Source organism: Chitinophaga sp. W2I13 (genome assembly GCF_050434005.1).
In the GTDB taxonomy this organism is placed as follows: domain Bacteria; phylum Bacteroidota; class Bacteroidia; order Chitinophagales; family Chitinophagaceae; genus Chitinophaga.
In genome coordinates, this window is the sequence record NZ_JBNPWD010000001.1 from 2,495,324 (window position 1) to 2,515,110 (window position 19,787).

The window sequence follows — 19,787 nt, forward strand, 5'->3', positions numbered from 1 at the left end:
ATTACAGGGAAAAATACTCTGCGATCGGACCCAGTGCCAGCGCCGGGAAATAAGACAAGGCAGTAAGGATCACGATCACCGCGAAGGTCATGGCGCCAAAAGTGAGTGAATCTGTTTTCAACGTACCGGCGGATTCAGGTATATATTTTTTCGAAGCCATCAAACCTGCAATGGCCACTGGTCCTATGATAGGCAGGAATCTGCCGAGGATCAGTATAAAGCCGGTAGATACATTCCAGAAAACGTTTCCATCTCCCAAACCTTCAAAACCGGAACCGTTGTTAGCATTGGCAGAAGTATATTCGTACAGCATTTCGGAGAAGCCGTGATAGCCGGGGTTATTTAACCAGGCCGATGGCTTCACTGCCCAGTTGGCATCCGGATGGTGCGACAATACCCATGATGATAAAGCAGTGCCCGCCAGTATCAGGAACGGCGACAACAGCGTAATAATAGCGGCGATCTTTACTTCCCGCGCTTCCAGCTTATGCCCCATAAATTCAGGCGTACGGCCTACCATAAGTCCGGATATAAACACCGCGATAACAATAAAGATGTAATAGTTGAGGATCCCCACGCCACAACCGCCATAGAAGCAGTTCAGCATCATGCCCAGCAGTTGCATTAAACCTGTCATAGGCATGGTGCTATCGTGCCAGCCGCATACGGAACCAGTAGAAATAATAGTGGTTACTGTACTCCAGTACCCTGTGGCGGCGGCTCCAAACCGCACCTCCTTTCCTTCCATAGTCCCGGTAGCCTGCTGGATACCCATGTGGGCAATGGCAGGATTACCAGCCATTTCCTGCTGCATGGAAGGAATCAGCAGGCATATCATACCGATGGTCATGATCCCGAAGATGACCATCGCAAATTTTTTCCGTTGAATAAACATCCCCAGTGCAAATACCATTGCGATGGGAATGAGTACCTGCGCCACCATTTCTGTCATCCAGGTAACGTAGTTGGGATTTTCCAGGGGGTGTGCGGAGTTGGCGCCAAACCATCCACCACCATTGGTGCCGAGGTGCTTGATCGCCACAAACCCTGCTACCGGGCCATGAGACACATTCACTGTGTCGCCCTGCATAGTAACAATAGCCTCTTTGCCGGCGTAACTGGCAGGCATGCCATTGAAAACAAAGATCAGTGCAATTACGATGCTTATTGGCAGCAGGATGCGGGTGATTGTTTTCAAGAAAATATCCCAGAAGTTCCCCAGCTTAGTGGTTGTTTTTTCTTTCATGGCTTTGAACACCACGATCAGCGCTGCAATACCGGTAGCGGCGCTCACAAACTGCAGGAAGGCCAGTACAAATAATTGGGTGAAATAAGTAACGCCTGTTTCACCGGAATAGTGCTGCAGGTTACAGTTTACCACGAAGCTGATGGCGGTATTAAACGCCAGGTCGGCCGACTGGCCGGGGTTTCCATCCGGGTTCAGTGGCAGCTTGTCCTGGAAAAACAGCGCAAAAAAGGCATATACAAACCATACCAGATTGATGGTCAGTAATGCCTTCAAATGCTCTTTCCAGTTCATTTCCTCATTAGGATTGATACCGGAAATTTTAAAAAAGAGGCGTTCCAGCGGCGCCATAAAATCGGACCAGGTACGATCGCCCCTGAATACCTTAACAATGTACCTCGACAAGGGCCAGGCCAATAAAAGCGTGATGCCGTAGGTGGCGATTACGCCTAAGATTTCTGTTGTCATTTAAATAAGCTTTTTTGCGTATAGGCGTGGGAGTAATATCTCCAATCAGAATTTTTCAGGTTTTAACAGTACATAGATCATGTAGCCGAAAACGAAAAGTGACAAAACAAATAATGCAGTCATGATAACAAGTGTTTTAGTTAGATCTTTTCGAAATAGTCGACCGATTTAAAGAATACGGCGAAGCAGGCCAATCCTGCCAGCACCAGGAGAATAGTCATCATCATAAAAGTGTTTAAATAGCTATAGTTTGTAAATGCTGAATCCTTACGTTCTTCAGTGATATAGGAAGCAGTTCCTTATGCTTTCCGCAGAGCAGGGGAGAGAGGGTATACATAAACGCGCTTTCGATGGCGTTACGCAGGGCATTGCTTCCATTGTGATACAATACAGCGGCCACGTTAAAACAACGTTTCACCTCATGAAGTTGCTCACTCCGGATCATCCTGCCGGTATAATCAGCAAAAGTGTGGATCACCTTACTGATGGAACTCTTTGCAGGTTGATGCTGTTCTGCGGGAAATGTTAACCCCGGAATCTGTAAACCTATCAGTTGAGAGATTTTTGAATCTGGTAGCATATGAATCAATTGTTTTGATACAAATGAGGTAATGCCAGCGGAGTGCCATCATTGGGAATGAATGCTTCAAAAGGGAATAAGCAGTTATTAATCAGGGTATTAAATAATTTTCAGGGGAGACAGGGAGAAGATATTCATTGGCCAAACCATGCAAAAATGGTAGGGTGTATGCAAAAATGAAAGAGTTTTGATATCTTTAATTTATATACCATATAACCCAATCCCTTACCTAAACCATGTGTATAAATGGATGAACTAAACGAAGAAGCTCCCAGAAATGGTTGTCATAATTGTTCCAACCCCGAAATAGAACCCGGATATCAAGCACCACTTTGCCGGGACTGCAGGAAAAAGTTGAGCCGTTACCCTGTACTAACCAGTGTAAAACTTGCCGCCGCAGGAGTACTTCTGCTTTTTTTAATTTCGGGCTATAACTTCCCAAAGTATTTTAAAGCAGGCGTTATCTATGAAAAGGCGATAAAAGCAGAAGCGACTCATCATTATGTAACGGAAAAAAGATTGTTAGAAAAGGTATTACAGCAGTTCCCCGACAATTTTGAGGCCTGTGAGCATTATATTATAGCCGCTTTCAATAATGTGGAATTAGAAGAAGCAGATAGTGTAATAAGGCTGGTAGCCGGCAGAAAGAATGACAACGTGGAGTTAATTGACAAGACAAACAACATTATAGCAGATTTTCGTTATTATATGATCGCGGATACTGCATTTGCTGCGTCCCTAAGCCGCATACCCATTGACTCGCCTTTGTATGAACAGACATTGGAGAAATATTGCAATAATCATCCTGAAGATGCCTGTGCAAACTATATCCTGGCTAAGCATGCATACAATAATGATAATTTCTCCCGGGCCGACAGTTTGCTTAATAAGCTGTTAAAAAGCAATCCCGATTTTCAAGTCGCTAAGATCATGCTCTCTCATAGCTACAGGAAAGAGAAAAAATTTGAAAAAGCACTGCAATTGTGTGAAGAGGTACTGCAACAAAATGCAGAATCTTACTATGCACTGGCCAGCTATGCAAAGATTTTGCTGGCGCAACAACGCAATAAAGAAGCGTTGCAAAGGGCGCAACAGGCTTATGAACTGAATCCGCATGAAGTAATGACATTAGGCACGTTGACGCTTGCCAATCATTTTAACGACAATATTAAAGAACGCGACCGGTTACTTAAAGTACTAGTATCCCTGCCAGGAAGCGATTCCAGCAGCATTGCTGATATAACCGGTATCATCAACGGTAAAATCAGTTATCGCTAATCATCTCTCTGATCTTAAAAAATAAAAATAATGTTTGTCCCAGGCATTCTTATTACCACGCTTACGTTTCCAGGTGTTGTTGTGCATGAATTTGCGCATCAGCTTTTTTGCCGGTTGTTTGGTGTTGCTATATTTGAAGTAAAATATTTCCAGGTGGACAATCCCGCTGGATATGTGATCCATGAAATACCGCGTAACCCATTACATCAGCTCATGATCAGCATAGGCCCATTCATTGTAAACAGTCTGCTGGGATTAATTATTGCATTCCCCGCAGCCATTCCGGTAATAACCTTCGAATCGGGTACCGTGTTCGATTATGTGCTGCTTTATCTCGGTATCAGTATTGCCATGCATGCTTTCCCAAGTATTGGCGATGCAAAAAGTATGTGGTCTATTTTATGGCATGGTGAAAGTACGCCGCTGTGGCTGAAAATCATTGCTGTACCGGTAGCTGGCATTATTCTGCTTGGTGCCCTGGGTTCCTTCTTTTGGCTGGATCTTGCTTACGGCATCTTCGTCGCCATTGGATTACCGAAGATCATCATAGCGCTTTGTGCATAAAAAAGGGAGCGATGCAACATCGCTCCCCTATAAATTTATTCCGTTCTAACTGAACAGGTACAATACATCTTCTTTCGTCAGCTTCTTCACAAAACCACTGTCGTCAGAAATAATTTCCTTCACCAGTGATTTCTTACGTTCCTGCAGCTGCAATATCTTTTCTTCCACGGTGTCTTTACAGATCATGCGGTAAGCGAAGATATTCTTCGTTTGCCCGATACGGTGGGTACGGTCAATGGCTTGTTGCTCTACTGCCGGGTTCCACCACGGATCTACAATATACACATAGTCGGCAGCAGTAAGGTTCAGCCCCACACCACCGGCTTTCAGTGAAATAAGGAACACGCGGCACTCATCGTTGTTCTGGAAGTTCTGAATAGCCTTTTCACGATCAACGGTGGAAGTGCTGCCATCAAAATATTCATAAGGTATTTTGAGATGCTGCATCCGGTCGCGGATCAATCCGAGCATGCCCAGGAATTGCGAGAAGATCAACACTTTGTGGTTGCCGATGTTTTCAGAAATTTCGCGGGTGAGTTCATGCAGCTTCACAGAATGGTTCGGATACTGTTCCGTATCATTCAGGATAGCCGGTGAATCGCAGATTTGCCGCAGCTTCATCAGGCCCTGCAGGATGGTGAGCTGAGAGCGTTCCATACCCTGATCTTCAATAACACCGAGGATCTTGGAGCGATAGGTATTCCTGTAGGCATCATAAATATGCCGTTGTTCCGCATCCATTTCGCAGAAAATTACAGTTTCTATTTTTTCCGGGAGATCTTTCGCTACCTGTTCTTTGGTACGGCGAAGGATAAACGGATAGATCAGCTTACGCAGATGTTCTTTTCTTTCTTCATCCTGGAATTTATCGATCGGCGTAGCAAATTCGTTACGGAAAAAGTCCACGCTGCCGAGCATTCCCGGGTTCAGGAAGTTCATCTGGGCATAAATATCGAAGGTATTATTCTGCATCGGAGTACCGCTCAGCGCCAGCCTGTTCTTTGTCTGGAGCAGTTGTGCGGCTTTGGTTACTTTCGACTGCGGATTTTTAATGGCCTGTGATTCATCGAGGATGACATAATCAAACTCCAGTTTCATCAGCAGTTGAATATCACTGCGAAGCGTACCGTAAGTGGTAATGATAGCATCAAATTTACCCAGCTCTTCAGACGATTTTAATCGTGCCGGCCCGTGATGGATATGATGCCTGATATCAGGTGTAAATTTCCTGATTTCATTTTCCCAGTTATAGATCAGCGTAGTAGGACAAACAATCAGCGCCATTGTTTTACCACCGTGCTTGTTCTTGTAATACTGCAGGAAGGTAAGCGCCTGGATGGTTTTACCCAACCCCATGTCATCCGCGAGGATACCACCCCATTTGATATCATCGAGATAGTTCAGCCATTGGAAACCGCTTTCCTGGTAGGGGCGCAGGGTGGCCTGCAGGTTTTCCGGCAGGGCAATATTGCGGATTTCATCAAACTGCAGCAGTTTCCGGCGCTTTTGTTCAAGTTCCAATACTACTGCTTCATCATCAATAAATTCATAGAGTTCATCAATGACACTGAAATTATATTTGCTGAGTTTGAGTCCTTTATCTTTTTCTTCCCCAACTTTGAAGAGCAGGGAATATTTGCGCAGCCATTCTTCCGGCAACAGGCCCAGGGAGCCATCTGCCAGCTGTACATAGTTCTGTTTGTTGGCCAGCGCATTTTTAATATCCTTGATACTTACTTTCTGATCACCATACAATACTTCAATCTGTGCATCAAACCAGTCGATGCCGGAGCTGATCTGTAAATTGGTAACCGGCTTATGCGAACTGAACTTAAAGTTGCGCAGGTTATCGAATCCGAACACCCGCACATTCATTTCTTTCAGTGCATCGAAGAACAGGAAGAACCAGTTATTTTTCAGCGCCTCTTTAGCACGCAGGTAAAAATAATTGTGGTTATCGTGTTGCGTGAAGTTGGTATGTAAGGTGCGGAGTTTATTTACAAAAGTTTCTTCGGCTTCTTTATTCCGGTGGATGATGAGTACTTTATTTCCTTCCTGCACCGTGATCTTGCTCTCATCGTTCCACTCCACTTCCTGGCCGCGGTAAGCAAATCCGGGTTGTATGATAAAAGTTTCGCCCAATTCTTTCAGGAATACCCGTGGCTCGGGCATTACATCTTTCAGTTCTGCCAGCAGTCCTTTATCGAACTGGATATCGTACTGACGGCTCAATGGCAGCAGGTAGTCTTTCAGGTAAGCGGGCCAGTCTTTGCTAGCGATGCGCAGCTGACCGTTTTGACGGAAGAGTTCCACGTGCAGGGCATCCTGCGGGCTTTCAAACAAATAGATCATCTGTTTGTGCAGGAACAGCAACGGGCTTTCCCATTCGTTTTCAGACACATTCACCAGTTCTCCTTCGATGGTCACGTAGCAGTTAATGTCTACATGCGTATCGCCGGTGTTGGTTTTAATGACCAGTTTGAGCCTGTCGGCGCCTATCTGCAGTTGTTGCAGGTTCTTTGTTTTAAACGCCTGCCGGTTGGGCAGTTCAAATACCAATCCATGTTCTGCCAGCTGCGGGAACAGTTTGGCGAGTTTAGGATGCAGGTATTCCAGCATCAGTTCTTTTGTTTCTGTGGGAAGTTCTTCTGCATTTTCGTGCGTTATATTTTCCCAGATACCGGCAAACGGAGAATTTTTGCTGAGAAATTTGCTGACTTCGCTGCCCTGTAATTTTCGTATAGGCGCTATCAGTTCCCGGTCTTTTTCCTTGAACTGGTAGAAGTCGACGTATTTGGTAAGATCCAGTTTGCTGGCCAGTGATACGAAGGCCGTTTGCTCTTCGTTAATTTCGCCGCTTACCAGGTCTATTTTGAAATAAGGGTATAATGTTTCGTTGGCGTTGAAAACCGCTGCCAGCCGTTGTGTAATGGTAATGGTCTCCTCCGGTGGCGGGGGGGCCGTAACCGGTTGCCTGCTGCCTGCGGCGGCGCCATCTACCCGTTTGATGGTGGGGTCCAGTACACGTAAAAACGGTTTGCCGTCCATATAGGAGAAGGCAAACTTTCCGTCCAGGTCGTCGGTAAGAGAATAGCCGTATAAGGATAGCAGCTTGTTCTTTTCTTTGTCCCAGTTGCGGAGGGTATCGAAATAAAACGGACCGTTTTTCTGCAGGAGTTGCAGGAAGAGGGCTGTTTTATGTACACACAGTGCATGTTCTGTTTCATCGCAGGTGCAATGCGTATCAAAAAACCGTTCTTCATTCCGTTGAATGATCAGCGGGAACTCTTCTCCATTGACTTTCAGCAGGGCTTCTACCTTTTCATCTTTGGCCAGGCTTATTTTGGCGGGATGTTTCTTGGCAATTTCCTCTGCTTCTGCCAGTATAGTACCGGAGGTAAGCAGTTTAATGGATTTGATATCGATAGACTTCATTTTAATCAGCGTATGCTGCTGATCAAACTGTGTGTCGAAGCTCTCGAAATGATTTTTGTCCAGCATTTCCTGGAGCTGGAACAGTGCTGCCGCCTCGTGCCGGCAGATGTCGCCCAGGTTGTAAGGGCATTGGCACCGGATGGACATACCGGTAGTTTCTCCATACTTATTGATGGAAACACGGTAATAATTGGCATGTGTGTCGCTCTTAACGCGGAAGGTAGCTGTTTTCAGCACCGGGTCTGCCTCGATGAGCTCAACGCCCCCGGCCGAAAAAATACGCTTCCCCCTGCGGATCACTTCATCAGTGCCGTTGTTGTAAACATATTTTAGCAAATGGGGTAGCGACATACTATACGTTGTTGCCCGCTTTTTATTATCAGCAAAAGGGTTACTAGATATATCAAAAAAACTTAACAGCTGATAAAAAGGCAATCCACAAAAGTAAGCAGAAAATTTCTAATAACCCGCGGGTCACTCATTAAGAACCCGTTAACCGCTCTCCGTTTACTATGGCGGTGTAACGCGTATTTTTCAACATAATTTTTTTTAAATATAGAAGCTTGTTTATCAAGCGTTTACCGGATACGTTTCAGATATCTTTCCAGTGAAAAGTCGACAGCCTCCCTGGCGCCGGTTTTAATATATTTTCCAAAAGCGCCATACATCGCATCATAGTTTAACGGTTTTATGGCGGCATGCAGGGTATTAATTTCGGTGGCAGATAAAGGAATATTATTCGGATAACTGTACATCACCGACACAGTTTTCCTGTCGGAAGATACCTGCACCACATCGCCCACAAGCAAACATCCCTTTCCGGCCGGGGAATACAACACATTGCCGCCGGCAAAATGACCACCGCATAATACCAACCGGATGCCGTCCCACAGCAGCAATTCATTGCCTGCCCATAATTTAATCACATCGTCGTGGCGCTGCAGCCATTGGGCGTCCAGTTGGTGCACATAAACGGGAATGTTGCCAAAAGCATGACTCCATTCCACGATGGTGGAGAAATAATGCGGATGGGAGAGGGCAATAGCCTTGATGCCACCCAGTTTCTCAATAATATTAATCGTAGAGGCGTCGAGGTTAGCTATGCAATCCCAGAGGATATTCCCGGATGGGGTAATCAATAAATGCGCCCGCTGCCCGATGGCAAAATCCGGCGTTGTGTAAATAGCATAAAGATCGGACGCCACCATTTCTATAATATTCCGGTGGGTTTGCCGCACCTGTTCCAGGGTCGTCCATGCTTGTCCGCCGGGATTTACATACTGCCGCTCATCTTCACAAATAGGACAGCATGCCGGCGCCTTTTCTGTGGCATCATATTGCACTCCGCAGGTGCTGCAGATATAGTGTGTCATATCATCCTCTTTAGAAAACAGAATATAGGATTTTTTAGTCAAAGCGAACAAGCCGGCATAACAGAACCATTTGTTTTTATTTCATGGATGCTCCAAGATTTAGTCCACCTGGCTGACCAGCCAATGAAACAAGGCCGGTAAAAAAAGTCCAATACAAAACACATTTTATCCATCGACTTCCCTGGTTCATCATCTTATTTTTGCATCACATTTTTAAACTCTTTTCTATGACAAACAACAACAAACTGGCATTTCTTATTCTTCGTATAGGCATTGGCGTATTATTCACAATTTTTGGTATTATGAAAATTGCCGGCGGCGCCGGTACCTGGGAATTTCTTGGCGGCACCCTGAAAATAATGGGTATTACTTTCTGGCCGGCGGTTTGGGGTATTCTGGCTACCATGGCTGAATTCCTTGGCGGCATTGCACTGATCACCGGCTTCTTTGTACGGCCGGCGGCAATTGCCTTACTACTTACCATGGTAGTGGCAACGCTGTTTAAAATTACCAGCGGCGCGCCCTTTGCCGAAATTTCCTATCCGCTGACGATGTTACTGGTAACCATATTTTTCACACTGAACAAAGGTATCGCCCCAAAGGAGTAGGAGTTTGTCTTGGCTCAGGATTACGCTGATTATACTGATTACTAAGATTTGACCATATTTGATTTTAAAATGATTAAGGGAGACATAAGCGGAAATATCCGCTTATGTCTCCCTTAATCATTTTAAAAATCCAAAGGATAAAATCCAAAAAATCAGTATAATCAGCGTAATCCTGAGAAAGACAAAATCCGCGCTCACCCTGCAATGAGTTCCCCGTCTCTGAACAGTGGCAACACGTTGGCGCCGTCTGCAGTAAGACAGTAGTGAATATCTTTTTCCAGACCGTACTGCGCGAGGCGTTTGTAGTGGGAGGCCTGTTTCATGAAGGTATAGATATCGTGTTTAGCGGAGTGGTAAAGTGTTTCCGCAGCAATGGCGGAGTCGCAGTTTACGTCAAAGTGCTCTTTAATGCGGCTTACCACGGCACCGGCAAACAAGGTATCTTCCATGTTTACACGGTCTTTCCAGGCAGCGCACCCGAGGATGACATTTTGGTTTTGCGCCACCAGGTAATCGCAAACAGCGCTGATGTTGGGGAAGGAACCGGTAATGATTTGTATGGCATCTTTAGCCATGTGGAGCAGCTTAGTACCGTTGGTGGTGGTGAGTACCAGTGTTTTATTTTCCACGAACTCGCGTGGATATTCAAAGGGAGAATTGCCGTATGCCAGTCCTTCTGCTATCCTGCCATCTCTTTCACCGGCGGTGATACCGCTGATCGCGCGGCCGATGTTCACACATTCCTCCACGCTGGCAACCGGTATTACCCGGGAAGCACCGTTGTACAGGGCGGTGCAGATGGTAGAGGTAGCGCGCAGTACATCTATGATAACTACGATGCTGTTTTTTACATCAAACAAATGTAATAATGCCGGAGATAAACATACTTCCAGGCTGGGTTTGTTGCTATCTGTCATTCAGTTATGTTTTGCTTTAATCAAGGATTACCCGCCACTTTTCGCTCTCTGCATAATCCTTAATGGTATTATTTCTTTCCTGCAGGAGCCTGGTCATATATTTTTGCAGGTAGAGCCGCTCAAATATTTTTCCGAACCAACCATAAGGGGCGCCAAAGTCCATAATATCAATCATCACCGTGGCATTCTCTATTGGTTTAAAGTAATGTTCATGATTCATATGGGTAAAGTCGCCGGCAGTCATCTCATCGGTAAAAAACTCGTTTTGACGCATGGCAGTGATTTTAGTGGTCAGTTCCCTCATTTTTCCCAGGTGCTTTGCTCTCCAGGTCACTGTTTCATTATAAGATATCAGGCCGTTGGTGCGGCCTTTTATCGCATCTTCCTGCCGGTGCGACATACTTCGCTTGTGCAGCGTAATGCTCCTGCTCAGGTCGTAGACCCGCTCCAGGGGAGCATAGATAACGGTAGTTAAATGAATAGTAGGCATAGATATGGTAATAAAATATAAAAATTCCGGTGCACCGAAAACTTTCCAGGCACCGAAATTAACAACTTTAACCGGCTATTCATACATATTCCTAGCTCAGGAAAGGCACTTTTACCACTTTTGCTTTCAGGGCCTTGTCTCTTACTGCAATAAAAATTTCTGTATCCTGTGCTGCAAAAGCCGTTTTCACATACCCGAGACCGATAGCCTTCTGCATAGAGGGCGATTGGGTACCCGAAGTTACGCGGCCAATTACATTACCTTCAGCATCCCTGATTTCGTAGTCGTGGCGGGGAATGCCTTTATCTACCATTTCAAAGCCTACCAGTTTTTTGGTAACGCCTTCTGCCTTTTGTTTTGCGAATAACTCGCTGGAGGTAAATGGTTTGGTGAATTTGGTAATCCAACCCAAACCTGCTTCCATTGGAGAAGTGGTATCGTCGATATCATTTCCGTAGAGGCAGAATCCCATTTCCAGGCGAAGTGTGTCACGTGCGCCCAAACCGATAGGCTTCAGACCTTTAGGAGTGCCTTCTGCGAAGATGGCATCCCAAATCTTATCGGCTGCTCCGTCGGTATCTTCAAAATAAATTTCGATGCCGCCTGCGCCGGTGTACCCGGTAGCGCTGATCACTACATTTGGTACGCCTGCAAAGGTTCCCTTGGTAAAGGTGTAGTACTTCATGTTCACCAGGTCGGTTTCTGTAAGCGGCTGGAGGATGCTGGTAGCATTGGGGCCCTGGATGGCGAGCAGGCAGGTTTTATCGGAAATGTTGTGCATTTCCACTCCTTTGGTGTTGAACCGGGAAATCCAGTTCCAGTCTTTTTCAATATTACTGGCGTTTACCACCAGCATGTATACTTTATTTTCTTCGATACAATAAACGAGCAGGTCATCTACGATACCGCCGTCGTTGTTTGGCAGGCAGCTGTACTGCGCTTTCCCGGCAGTGAGCTTGGAAGCGTCATTGCTGGTAACACGCTGAATCAGGTCCAGCGCATTTTCACCCTTTAAAATAAATTCGCCCATGTGGCTTACATCAAACACACCGGCGTTGGTACGTACCGCCTGATGCTCATCGTTAATACCAGTGTAGGAAATAGGCATGTTGTAACCCGCAAAGGCAGCCATTTTGGCGCCCAGCGCAATGTGTTTCTCTGTAAAAGGCGTGTTTTTCATACTTTGTTTTTAAAACGGGGCAAAAATAGCGATTTGGAAATTATGAACGGCCAACATAAAACGGCGTATGACTGTTTTAAGACGAAAGGCATACATTATAAATACTTAAAATACAATGATATAGTCAAAAGAATTAACTGCCGATGTGCTTTGGGCCGTCTGTAATTCGTAATTTTGCTGCAACACCCAAAACAGATTCGCTGTGAAAAAGAAGACCTGGCTGTTACCATTGGTAGTTGTAACCATACACGTTCATGCCCAGAAAAAGGAAGACCGCAAAACAATTGGTAACCTGCAAACACACATCAGTTACCTGAGCAGCGATAAGCTGGAAGGCCGCAGTACCGGTGCTCCTGGCGAACAGCTGGCAGCCGCCTATATCTCTGCGCAAATGCAGAAAATAGGATTGACGCCTATGGGCGAGGATGGTTTTTTACAGGCATTTACAGTTAAAGAAACCCGTGAACCGTCGGCAGACTGTCAGATGACCATTGGCGGAAACAAACTGGAATCAGGTAAACAATTTGTGCCACTGCCTTTCAGTGCCGGTAAATCGGCCAAAGGAGAAGCTATTCCGGGGGTGAACGAACCCGATAATATCTGGCTGATCAATGCAGCCGAACTGGATACCGACGGCCGGAAAAGCATGTCAGACCAGTATTTACAGCAAACACAGACTGCCGAAAAAGCCGGCGCCACCGGTGTGGTATTTTACAATGGCAAAGAAACAGCTCCCGAAGTAATGAAATGGCTGGCCGAACGTCCCAAAGCCGCCGGCATCCCGGCCGTATGGCTTAATGCCGACGTCAGCAAAAAACTGAGCGCTGACGACGCGGATGGATTTCCTATTCACATGCAGGTAGCCTTCAAAACTATAAAACGTAATGGCACCAACGTAATCGGCTATATCAACAATAAAGCTCCCAGAACCATCGTGATTGGCGCGCATTACGATTACCGCGGCTGGGAAACCACCGACAAAACGGAAGACAATGCCAGCGGTACCGCCGCCATGCTGGAAATAGCCCGCTTACTGAAAGGCTCCCGTCTTCATAACAACAATTATATTATTATCGCCTTTTCAGGGAAAGAACAGGGACTTTCCGGCTCTTCTTACTTTGCGTCCCACAGTACCGTAGATCTTTCGCAGGTGAACTACATGATTAATATGGATGGTATCGGCACCCTGAACCCGGGTACGGCATTACAGATCGGTGGCACCGGCACATCGCCCGGATGGTCGGCCATTGTTCAGGAAGCTGCCGGCAAAGAGCTGCCACTGGTATATGATTCCAGTGGTATCAGCAACTCCGATCATGCATCTTTCTACAAAAAAAATATACCGGTACTCTATTTCTGCAAAAATACTTCCGCAGATAAAGTGAACTACGATGGCACCCTGCATGTGCTGAAGCTGGTGTACAACATCATCGACAAAACAAATAACAGGGATAAACTCGCGTTCAGCAGCATCCAGTGAGGTGCCTGAATTAAGATCGCTTCAAAATTTGCAGGTTACATATAAGTGCGAAATGTATATTTTCGCATAAATACGTCATTCGTAAAATTTCAATTTATCCCTATAAATGGACGAGAAACTGGCGCTTATATACCGGTATTTCCAGCTGCTGGAGAGCTTTTCAGCAGATCCCGTTGAATTTGCCAGGATCTTTCATCCAAATATTATTCAGACTGAATATCCAAACCAGCTCTCGAATGAAATTAAACAACGGAACTTTGAGATCATGCTGGAAAGCATGGTCACCAATAAAATAATTTTGAAATCGCAGCACTTCAGCGTGCTGAAAGTAGTGGAATCAGGAAATACCCTGGTGGTAGAGGCCAAATGGACAGGGGAAATAGGCGTGGATGCCGGGCATTTCCGCCGGGGACAAATAATGAAAGCATTCATTTGCACCATCATAGAATTCCGCGACGGGAAAATTTACCGGCAACGCAACTATGATTGTTACGAACATTAAAGCTATGAGATTATGAAAAAAATATTATCACTACTGGGAGTTGCTTTGTTGCTGTTTGCGTGTAACCATACCCGTAACGATGAACGCACCACCGACAGATCGGCCTACGACGTTATCACCGAAAAATGCTACGTGTACCGCGAGTTCAAGCCGGCCTCCAACCCACTGACCGATTCCGTACTGCAATTGAGAAAAGAGCTGACTGATTACCTGGATCAGCACCAGTATAAAAGACATATGGCGGGAAAAGACAGTTTGCTTTTCCACCGCGAAAACGGCCAGGAAGTGATCATTGAGCTGCCCACCCCGCAGGATATCTGGGAACAAAGCACCATCATCGTTTTCGATCCACAGAAAAATCCTTTGTTCGTAAATTTACACAAAGGCACTGCCCAACTGGAACATTACATTCAAGCAAAATAATCAGATAAGAGTTTGCCGATCATACAAAACATCAGACTAACTGTAGATGCAGTGGTATTTGGATATATTCCCAAAGAAGGCATCGTGGTGCTGCTAATCAAGCGTACCATTGAGCCATACCTGCACAGCTGGGCGCTGCCCGGCGGCTTTGTGCTGGACGATGAAGCCCTGGAAACAGCCGTTACCCGTGAGCTGCTGACAGAAGCCGGCGTAAATATCAACTACCTCGAACAGCTGTATACTTTTGGTTTACCCGGCCGCGACCCGCGCGGAAGGGTAGTATCCATTGCTTACTTCGGACTCGTAAATCCCACCAATTTCAAACTGGCCGCCAGTTCCGATGCAGAAGACGCCAAATGGTTCAATATCAAAGACCTGCCCACACTGGCTTTTGATCACGCCGCCATTATTGATATTGCCGTACAACGCCTCCGCAACAAGATCCGTTACGAGCCTATCGGCTTTGAACTGCTGGATAATAAATTCCCTATCGCCGACCTGGAAAAACTTTACGAAACCCTGCTGGACCGGCCTATCGACCGCCGCAATTTCCAGAAGAAGATTAATCATCTCGGGATATTGATCGCCCATAACGAAAAACAGAAACAGGTATCGCAGGGCAGGCCCGCGAAGCTGTTCAGCTTTGATGAAGCCAGGTATTTTAAGCTGAAGAAAGAAGGAATGACGTTTGAAATATAAACCCGTCGCATCATACAGGCCGGTTAAAGATTGAACAGCCACGGCATGCCGGCAATCTTCCACATGCCATTTTCCCTGCAATAATCCCTATATTAATATCCTGTAGCAACCGCATTTCCTATTTTGTGTATTTTTTACAAGAAATATTTTGGAAATACAGAAGCGGTTTCTATATTTGTGTAACAATTACACAAAATAGCTCGGATATGCAAAACACAAAGCCCACAGGAGTTATTATCGCCCGGTTCCAAACGCCTTCCCTCCATGAAGGGCACCTGGAACTCATCCGCCAGGTGAAACAAAAGCACAACCGCGTACTCATCATACTCGGCGTTAGCCCGGTGAGAGGCAGCCGTAAAAACCCACTGGATTACTATACCCGTGAACGGATGATCAAGCAGCAATTTCCGGAAATCATTGTACTGCCCCTCAGTGATCAGAAAAGCGATGATGTATGGTCACAGAAACTGGATGAACTGCTTAGCAACAACTTCCCGCACGAAAGCTTTTTGCTGTACGGCAGCCGCAACAGCTTTATGGATACCTACTCCGGCAAATATAAAACAGAAGCCCTGCCTCCGGTACAGGATTATAACGCCACCGCCATGCGGGAAGCGATATCTGACAAGGTGTTTGATACGGAAGAATTCCGCGCCGGCATCATCTACAATACTTATAATCTCTTTCCTTCTGTATATGCTACCGTAGATATTGCATTGTTCAGGAACGATAAGAAAGAACTGTTGCTGGGCCGCAAGCCAAACGAAAACGTATGGCGTCTCCCGGGAGGTTTTTCCGACCCAACAGACGACAACTTCGAAATGGCCGCCGCCAGGGAGTTACAGGAAGAATGCGGCGCCGTGGAAACCGGTCCCATGCAATATGTAGCTTCCCTCAGGGTAAATGACTGGCGCTACCGCAGCGAAGTAAACAAAATCATCACCACGCTGTTCAGCACAGACCTTATATATGGCGAACCCACCGCTGGCGACGACTTACAGGAAATCCGCTGGATAACGGTAACGGATATACCTGGTTTAATTGCCAAAGGAGAGATCAATGATACACATATCCCCCTGCTGGCAAAACTGACCGAAAAATATATTGACTAAGACTAAAACTTTTGAGACATGACAAAGGAAAATCTCATCCTCCTGGCCGATGCTTATAAATATTCCCACCATAAACTGTACATTCCAGGTACACAATTCATCTACTCTTACCTGGAAAGCCGCGGCGGTAAATTTGAAGAAACTGTTTTCTATGGCTTACAATACTTTCTGAAAGAATACCTGAGCGGTGTGGTATTCACCAAAGAAAAACTGGACGAAGCCGAAACCATCCTCACAGAAGTGTTTGGCCGGAAAGATGTATTTGACCGCAGCCGCTTTGAATACATCATCGATAAATACGGCGGTAAACTCCCCGTTCGTATCAAAGCAGTGGCAGAAGGCACGGTAGTGCCTGTACGAAATGTGCTGATGACCATAGAAAACACCGACCCGGAATGCTTCTGGCTCACCAACTTCCTTGAAACACTGCTGATGCAGGTATGGTACCCCTGCACCGTGGCATCCGTATCCAGGGAAATAAAAAAAGTAGTAAAGAAATATTATGAAGAAACAGCCAGTGCAGCTGCCTTCGGCGGTATCGACTTTGTGCTGAACGACTTTGGATTCCGTGGCGCCAGCTCTGTTGAAAGCGCTGGTATCGGCGGGAGTGCCCACCTGGTAAGCTTTGCGGGCAGCGACACCATCCCCGGCTCCGTATTTGCGAAGAAATATTACGATGCACCTGCCGCCCCCGGTTTATCTATCCCGGCTACCGAACACTCCGTTGTTACACTTCTTGGAGAAGAAGGAGAGCTGGAAATATTCAAACATATATTGGATAGTTATCCTACCGGCACTATCGCCTGTGTATCTGATTCCTACAACATTTTCAGGGCCTGTGAAGAATACTGGGGCACTGCTTTAAAAGAACAGATCCTCAAAAGAGAAGGCACGCTGGTAATTCGCCCTGATAGCGGCGATCCGGTACAAACCCTGCTCCGCATCTTCACCATACTGATGGATAAATTCGGCTATAGCACCAATGAAAAAGGATTTAAAGTACTGCCTCCGCAAGTAAGGGTAATCCAGGGCGATGGCATCAGCTATTCATCTATCCCCGGCATACTGGAAGCCGTGAAGCAGGCCGGCATCAGCGCAGAAAACCTGGTGTTGGGCATGGGAGGCGCCTTACTGCAACGTGTAAACCGCGACACCCAGGAGTTTGCCCTCAAATGCGCTTACGCTGTGGTAAACGGAAAAGCAATTAATGTTCAGAAGATGCCCGTGGAACTAGACGCCAGCGGCCAGTTACGCACTTCTTTCAAAAAATCAAAAGCTGGGAAACTCAGGCTCATAAAAGACAACAATACTTTCAAAACAGTGTCTGAAGAAGAGGCGCCTGCATCTGCCGACCTGTTACATACGGTATTTGAAAATGGTGAAGTAACACTCAGCTACACCTTTGATGAAGTCAGAAAAACCGCAACACTATAACGTATTCTTATTTCTTCCAACCGTGTTTTCCTCAGGAGGGTGTATCAGATCTACGATACACCCTCTGTTATTTTTGCATAATACGTATACAAAAAATCATCGCATTCCTTAACTTCATGGCATGTATTTACTCATCCCCGGCCGGCATCACCTGCTAACAGATTTTCAGTTCAAATACCTGAACCGCCTGATCAAATGTAAACTGGAAGGCGAAAAAGACGTGTATGGCCAACCGTTAGTCGCACAGGAAATAGAAGGCGTGATCTTCGCGGTTACCTCCGCCAATCATTTAGGCACCAAACGGAACCCGGTGCCATTCTACCTCCGCGCTATGATCATCCAGGAATTTTCTAACTCCCTGGATGTGCCGGTATACGTATACGGTATCGACGATGTAGGCGTGATCAATGATTTTACAGAATATACGGTGAAGACTATACGGCATTCCAGTGAAGGGATCCATTCCCTCACCCCTGCCAATACCCTCGTTATTTGCTCCACCGCAGTAAAGGAGATGTACATCAAACATGGCTTCACCATACTGCCGGCAGAGTGGGACCCGGAAAGCAACCAGTTCACACAACCCATGCCCTGGGATATTGTAAAGCTGGTAGCGCAGGCCGGCGACTGGCGAAAAAACAAAACCGTCCTCGACCAGATGCACCCGGCCTCTTTCAAAATCTGGTCGCTCTACAACGTAGGAGACAAGGTGCAACATATCCTGAAAGATCCTATCATTGGCGCAGACGGCGATCTTACTGCTACGCGCGACTATAACGTATACGTGAAACAAATGGACGACATCGCCGCCCAGAAATACCGGGAAACAGCTCCTTATATTCAGCCGGGCAACATCGGCGATATCGGCTGCGCCGTTGGTTCGTGGATAAAAATGGCCTGCGAAGATGATCGCCTGCATGAATGCGATTTCTACGGTATAGAGGTATCCCGTCATTTGTATGATATCTGTCTTCAAAGAAAACATAACGGTGAATTCGCCAACCCTTCCGTGTTCTTCTCGCAAAAAAATGCAGTGACCAGCCTCGTATTTGAAGCAGGCAGCATGAATACCATTCATACTTCTTCGCTCACCCATGAAATAGAATCATACGGCAGCCGGGAAGACCTGATCGCGTTTATACGTAACCGTTATAATGAACTGGTTCCCGGCGGGGTCTGGATAAACCGGGATGTAGTAGGACCGGAAAACAAAGACGAAACCATTTTGCTCTGGCTCAATGAAACCGACGGGGAAAATGATATCGCATTGCCCGAAAATGCAGGTACGCCCGAACTGGCGGCCTGGCTGGGAAAGCTGTCGACCAAAGCGCTGTTCACGCAGTTCGCGAAAGACTTTCGCCGTCAGGAGGGCTTTCAATTACCCTATGAATGGGTAACCATAGCAGGACAAACTTATGCACAGCTGTCCATGCAAAATGCGTGTGAATTCCTGTTCAAAAAGGATTACCACGATAACTGGCTCAGTGAAATGCATGAAACGTTTTGTTTCTGGAATTATGAAGACTGGAAAGCCGCCCTGGAAGAAGCCGGCCTGCGGCTGGATAATTTGTCTGCTACCTGGCGTAACGAGTGGATTGTGAATAACAGGCTGGAAGGTAAGGTACAATTGATGCGCCCGTGCAAAAATGGTGTACCCTTACCTATCCCTTTTCCTGTTTCGCATATGCTGCTTTTAGCAAGAAAATAATCTGTCACCGGGAAGTGGCTGTAAATCACTTTCCGGTACATCTCATAATCCATAGTCTTTCAGTGGAATTATTTTCGGCTGGTTATCCGCCACCAGCATGTTTTCTGTCTGTTGATCGTTTTTTGGGAGAAGTGTCAGGAATAAATGCATTTGCTGCAAATATAAACTGTGGAGAGATAAACGGGATTGTGAAAAGGAAAGAATTTATTGTTAAAATCAAAGAAAAAGAAAGCCGGAGTATGATTACTCCGGCTATTACCTAAACCTACAACTGTTACACTGTTAGTAAC

General features: G+C 46.1%; 18 protein-coding genes. 11 read left to right on the forward strand and 7 right to left on the reverse strand.

The genetic code is table 11. The annotated features are described in order from the left end of the window. Position 1: 1 nt before the first annotated feature. Complete coding sequence (kdpA, locus tag QFZ48_RS10115; protein WP_429043465.1) at positions 2 to 1,714, reverse strand: potassium-transporting ATPase subunit KdpA; 1,713 nt, start codon at positions 1,712 to 1,714, stop codon at positions 2 to 4. Between the two features lie 235 nt (positions 1,715 to 1,949). Beyond that, the gene (locus tag QFZ48_RS10120) at positions 1,950 to 2,294 is read right to left on the reverse strand and encodes a DUF7674 family protein (protein ID WP_429043462.1); all 345 of its coding nucleotides are present in this window, start codon (positions 2,292 to 2,294) and stop codon (positions 1,950 to 1,952) included. A gap of 246 nt (positions 2,295 to 2,540) precedes the next feature. On the opposite strand from QFZ48_RS10120, the gene QFZ48_RS10125 reads away from it, so the two are divergent. Both QFZ48_RS10125 and QFZ48_RS10130 read left to right on the forward strand, forming a co-directional pair. Further along, a complete protein-coding gene (locus tag QFZ48_RS10125; protein WP_429062171.1) occupies positions 2,541 to 3,572 on the forward strand; it encodes a tetratricopeptide repeat protein in 1,032 nt (343 codons plus the stop codon). Positions 3,573 to 3,602: 30 nt separating this feature from the next. Continuing rightward, entirely contained in the window at positions 3,603 to 4,136 is a 534-nt protein-coding gene (locus QFZ48_RS10130; protein WP_429043457.1) for a DUF3267 domain-containing protein, read from the forward strand. Positions 4,137 to 4,181: 45 nt separating this feature from the next. On the opposite strand, the gene QFZ48_RS10135 is transcribed toward QFZ48_RS10130, so the two are convergent. Together QFZ48_RS10135 and QFZ48_RS10140 are read right to left on the reverse strand one after the other, a co-directional pair. Continuing rightward, positions 4,182 to 7,922: an SNF2-related protein gene (locus QFZ48_RS10135; RefSeq protein WP_429043454.1), complete on the reverse strand. Its 3,741-nt coding sequence runs from the start codon at positions 7,920 to 7,922 to the stop codon at positions 4,182 to 4,184. Positions 7,923 to 8,149: 227 nt separating this feature from the next. Continuing rightward, positions 8,150 to 8,944: an MBL fold metallo-hydrolase gene (locus QFZ48_RS10140; RefSeq protein WP_429043451.1), complete on the reverse strand. Its 795-nt coding sequence runs from the start codon at positions 8,942 to 8,944 to the stop codon at positions 8,150 to 8,152. 227 nt (positions 8,945 to 9,171) lie between these two features. Between QFZ48_RS10140 and QFZ48_RS10145 the strand changes: the two genes are divergently transcribed. Next, the gene (locus tag QFZ48_RS10145; RefSeq protein WP_429043448.1) at positions 9,172 to 9,552 is read left to right on the forward strand and encodes a DoxX family protein; all 381 of its coding nucleotides are present in this window, start codon (positions 9,172 to 9,174) and stop codon (positions 9,550 to 9,552) included. 194 nt (positions 9,553 to 9,746) lie between these two features. Here QFZ48_RS10145 and QFZ48_RS10150 read toward each other — a convergent pair whose 3' ends face one another. From QFZ48_RS10150 to gcvT, 3 genes are all read right to left on the reverse strand, one after another. After that, positions 9,747 to 10,469: a 2-phosphosulfolactate phosphatase gene (locus QFZ48_RS10150; protein WP_370909026.1), complete on the reverse strand. Its 723-nt coding sequence runs from the start codon at positions 10,467 to 10,469 to the stop codon at positions 9,747 to 9,749. A 16-nt stretch (positions 10,470 to 10,485) separates the two neighbouring features. Further along, positions 10,486 to 10,959, reverse strand: coding sequence for an SRPBCC family protein (locus QFZ48_RS10155; RefSeq protein ID WP_429043445.1), 474 nt, complete (start codon positions 10,957 to 10,959; stop codon positions 10,486 to 10,488). Positions 10,960 to 11,050: 91 nt separating this feature from the next. Beyond that, on the reverse strand, positions 11,051 to 12,139 hold the full coding sequence (gcvT, locus tag QFZ48_RS10160) for a glycine cleavage system aminomethyltransferase GcvT (protein ID WP_429062173.1): 1,089 nt from the start codon (positions 12,137 to 12,139) through the stop codon (positions 11,051 to 11,053). Between the two features lie 202 nt (positions 12,140 to 12,341). On the opposite strand from gcvT, the gene QFZ48_RS10165 reads away from it, so the two are divergent. From QFZ48_RS10165 to QFZ48_RS10200, 8 genes are all read left to right on the forward strand, one after another. Next, entirely contained in the window at positions 12,342 to 13,619 is a 1,278-nt protein-coding gene (locus QFZ48_RS10165; RefSeq protein WP_429062174.1) for a M28 family peptidase, read from the forward strand. 106 nt (positions 13,620 to 13,725) lie between these two features. Then, positions 13,726 to 14,121 (forward strand): nuclear transport factor 2 family protein, encoded by a 396-nt coding sequence (locus QFZ48_RS10170; RefSeq protein ID WP_370909022.1) that lies wholly within the window; start codon positions 13,726 to 13,728, stop codon positions 14,119 to 14,121. 12 nt (positions 14,122 to 14,133) lie between these two features. After that, a complete protein-coding gene (locus tag QFZ48_RS10175) occupies positions 14,134 to 14,544 on the forward strand; it encodes a hypothetical protein (protein WP_429043435.1) in 411 nt (136 codons plus the stop codon). 12 nt (positions 14,545 to 14,556) lie between these two features. After that, on the forward strand, positions 14,557 to 15,243 hold the full coding sequence (locus QFZ48_RS10180; protein WP_429043432.1) for an NUDIX hydrolase: 687 nt from the start codon (positions 14,557 to 14,559) through the stop codon (positions 15,241 to 15,243). Between the two features lie 206 nt (positions 15,244 to 15,449). Further along, complete coding sequence (locus tag QFZ48_RS10185; RefSeq protein ID WP_370909019.1) at positions 15,450 to 16,355, forward strand: NUDIX domain-containing protein; 906 nt, start codon at positions 15,450 to 15,452, stop codon at positions 16,353 to 16,355. Between the two features lie 18 nt (positions 16,356 to 16,373). Next, positions 16,374 to 17,789: a nicotinate phosphoribosyltransferase gene (locus tag QFZ48_RS10190; protein WP_429043429.1), complete on the forward strand. Its 1,416-nt coding sequence runs from the start codon at positions 16,374 to 16,376 to the stop codon at positions 17,787 to 17,789. A gap of 121 nt (positions 17,790 to 17,910) precedes the next feature. Beyond that, complete coding sequence (locus QFZ48_RS10195) at positions 17,911 to 19,497, forward strand: transferase (RefSeq protein ID WP_429043426.1); 1,587 nt, start codon at positions 17,911 to 17,913, stop codon at positions 19,495 to 19,497. Between the two features lie 62 nt (positions 19,498 to 19,559). After that, on the forward strand, positions 19,560 to 19,760 hold the full coding sequence (locus QFZ48_RS10200) for a hypothetical protein (protein WP_429043424.1): 201 nt from the start codon (positions 19,560 to 19,562) through the stop codon (positions 19,758 to 19,760). Positions 19,761 to 19,787: the final 27 nt, after the last annotated feature.

Bases quoted from the DNA above. Each gene is read 5' to 3' on its own strand.
- kdpA (WP_429043465.1), bottom strand. From the start codon at position 1,714: ATGACAACAGAAATCTTAGGCGTAATCGCCACCTACGGCATCACGCTT.
- QFZ48_RS10120 (WP_429043462.1), bottom strand. From the start codon at position 2,294: ATGCTACCAGATTCAAAAATCTCTCAACTGATAGGTTTACAGATTCCG.
- QFZ48_RS10125 (WP_429062171.1), top strand. From the start codon at position 2,541: ATGGATGAACTAAACGAAGAAGCTCCCAGAAATGGTTGTCATAATTGT.
- QFZ48_RS10130 (WP_429043457.1), top strand. From the start codon at position 3,603: ATGTTTGTCCCAGGCATTCTTATTACCACGCTTACGTTTCCAGGTGTT.
- QFZ48_RS10135 (WP_429043454.1), bottom strand. From the start codon at position 7,922: ATGTCGCTACCCCATTTGCTAAAATATGTTTACAACAACGGCACTGAT.
- QFZ48_RS10140 (WP_429043451.1), bottom strand. From the start codon at position 8,944: ATGACACACTATATCTGCAGCACCTGCGGAGTGCAATATGATGCCACA.
- QFZ48_RS10145 (WP_429043448.1), top strand. From the start codon at position 9,172: ATGACAAACAACAACAAACTGGCATTTCTTATTCTTCGTATAGGCATT.
- QFZ48_RS10150 (WP_370909026.1), bottom strand. From the start codon at position 10,469: ATGACAGATAGCAACAAACCCAGCCTGGAAGTATGTTTATCTCCGGCA.
- QFZ48_RS10155 (WP_429043445.1), bottom strand. From the start codon at position 10,959: ATGCCTACTATTCATTTAACTACCGTTATCTATGCTCCCCTGGAGCGG.
- gcvT (WP_429062173.1), bottom strand. From the start codon at position 12,139: ATGAAAAACACGCCTTTTACAGAGAAACACATTGCGCTGGGCGCCAAA.
- QFZ48_RS10170 (WP_370909022.1), top strand. From the start codon at position 13,726: ATGGACGAGAAACTGGCGCTTATATACCGGTATTTCCAGCTGCTGGAG.
- QFZ48_RS10175 (WP_429043435.1), top strand. From the start codon at position 14,134: ATGAAAAAAATATTATCACTACTGGGAGTTGCTTTGTTGCTGTTTGCG.
- QFZ48_RS10185 (WP_370909019.1), top strand. From the start codon at position 15,450: ATGCAAAACACAAAGCCCACAGGAGTTATTATCGCCCGGTTCCAAACG.
- QFZ48_RS10190 (WP_429043429.1), top strand. From the start codon at position 16,374: ATGACAAAGGAAAATCTCATCCTCCTGGCCGATGCTTATAAATATTCC.
- QFZ48_RS10195 (WP_429043426.1), top strand. From the start codon at position 17,911: ATGTATTTACTCATCCCCGGCCGGCATCACCTGCTAACAGATTTTCAG.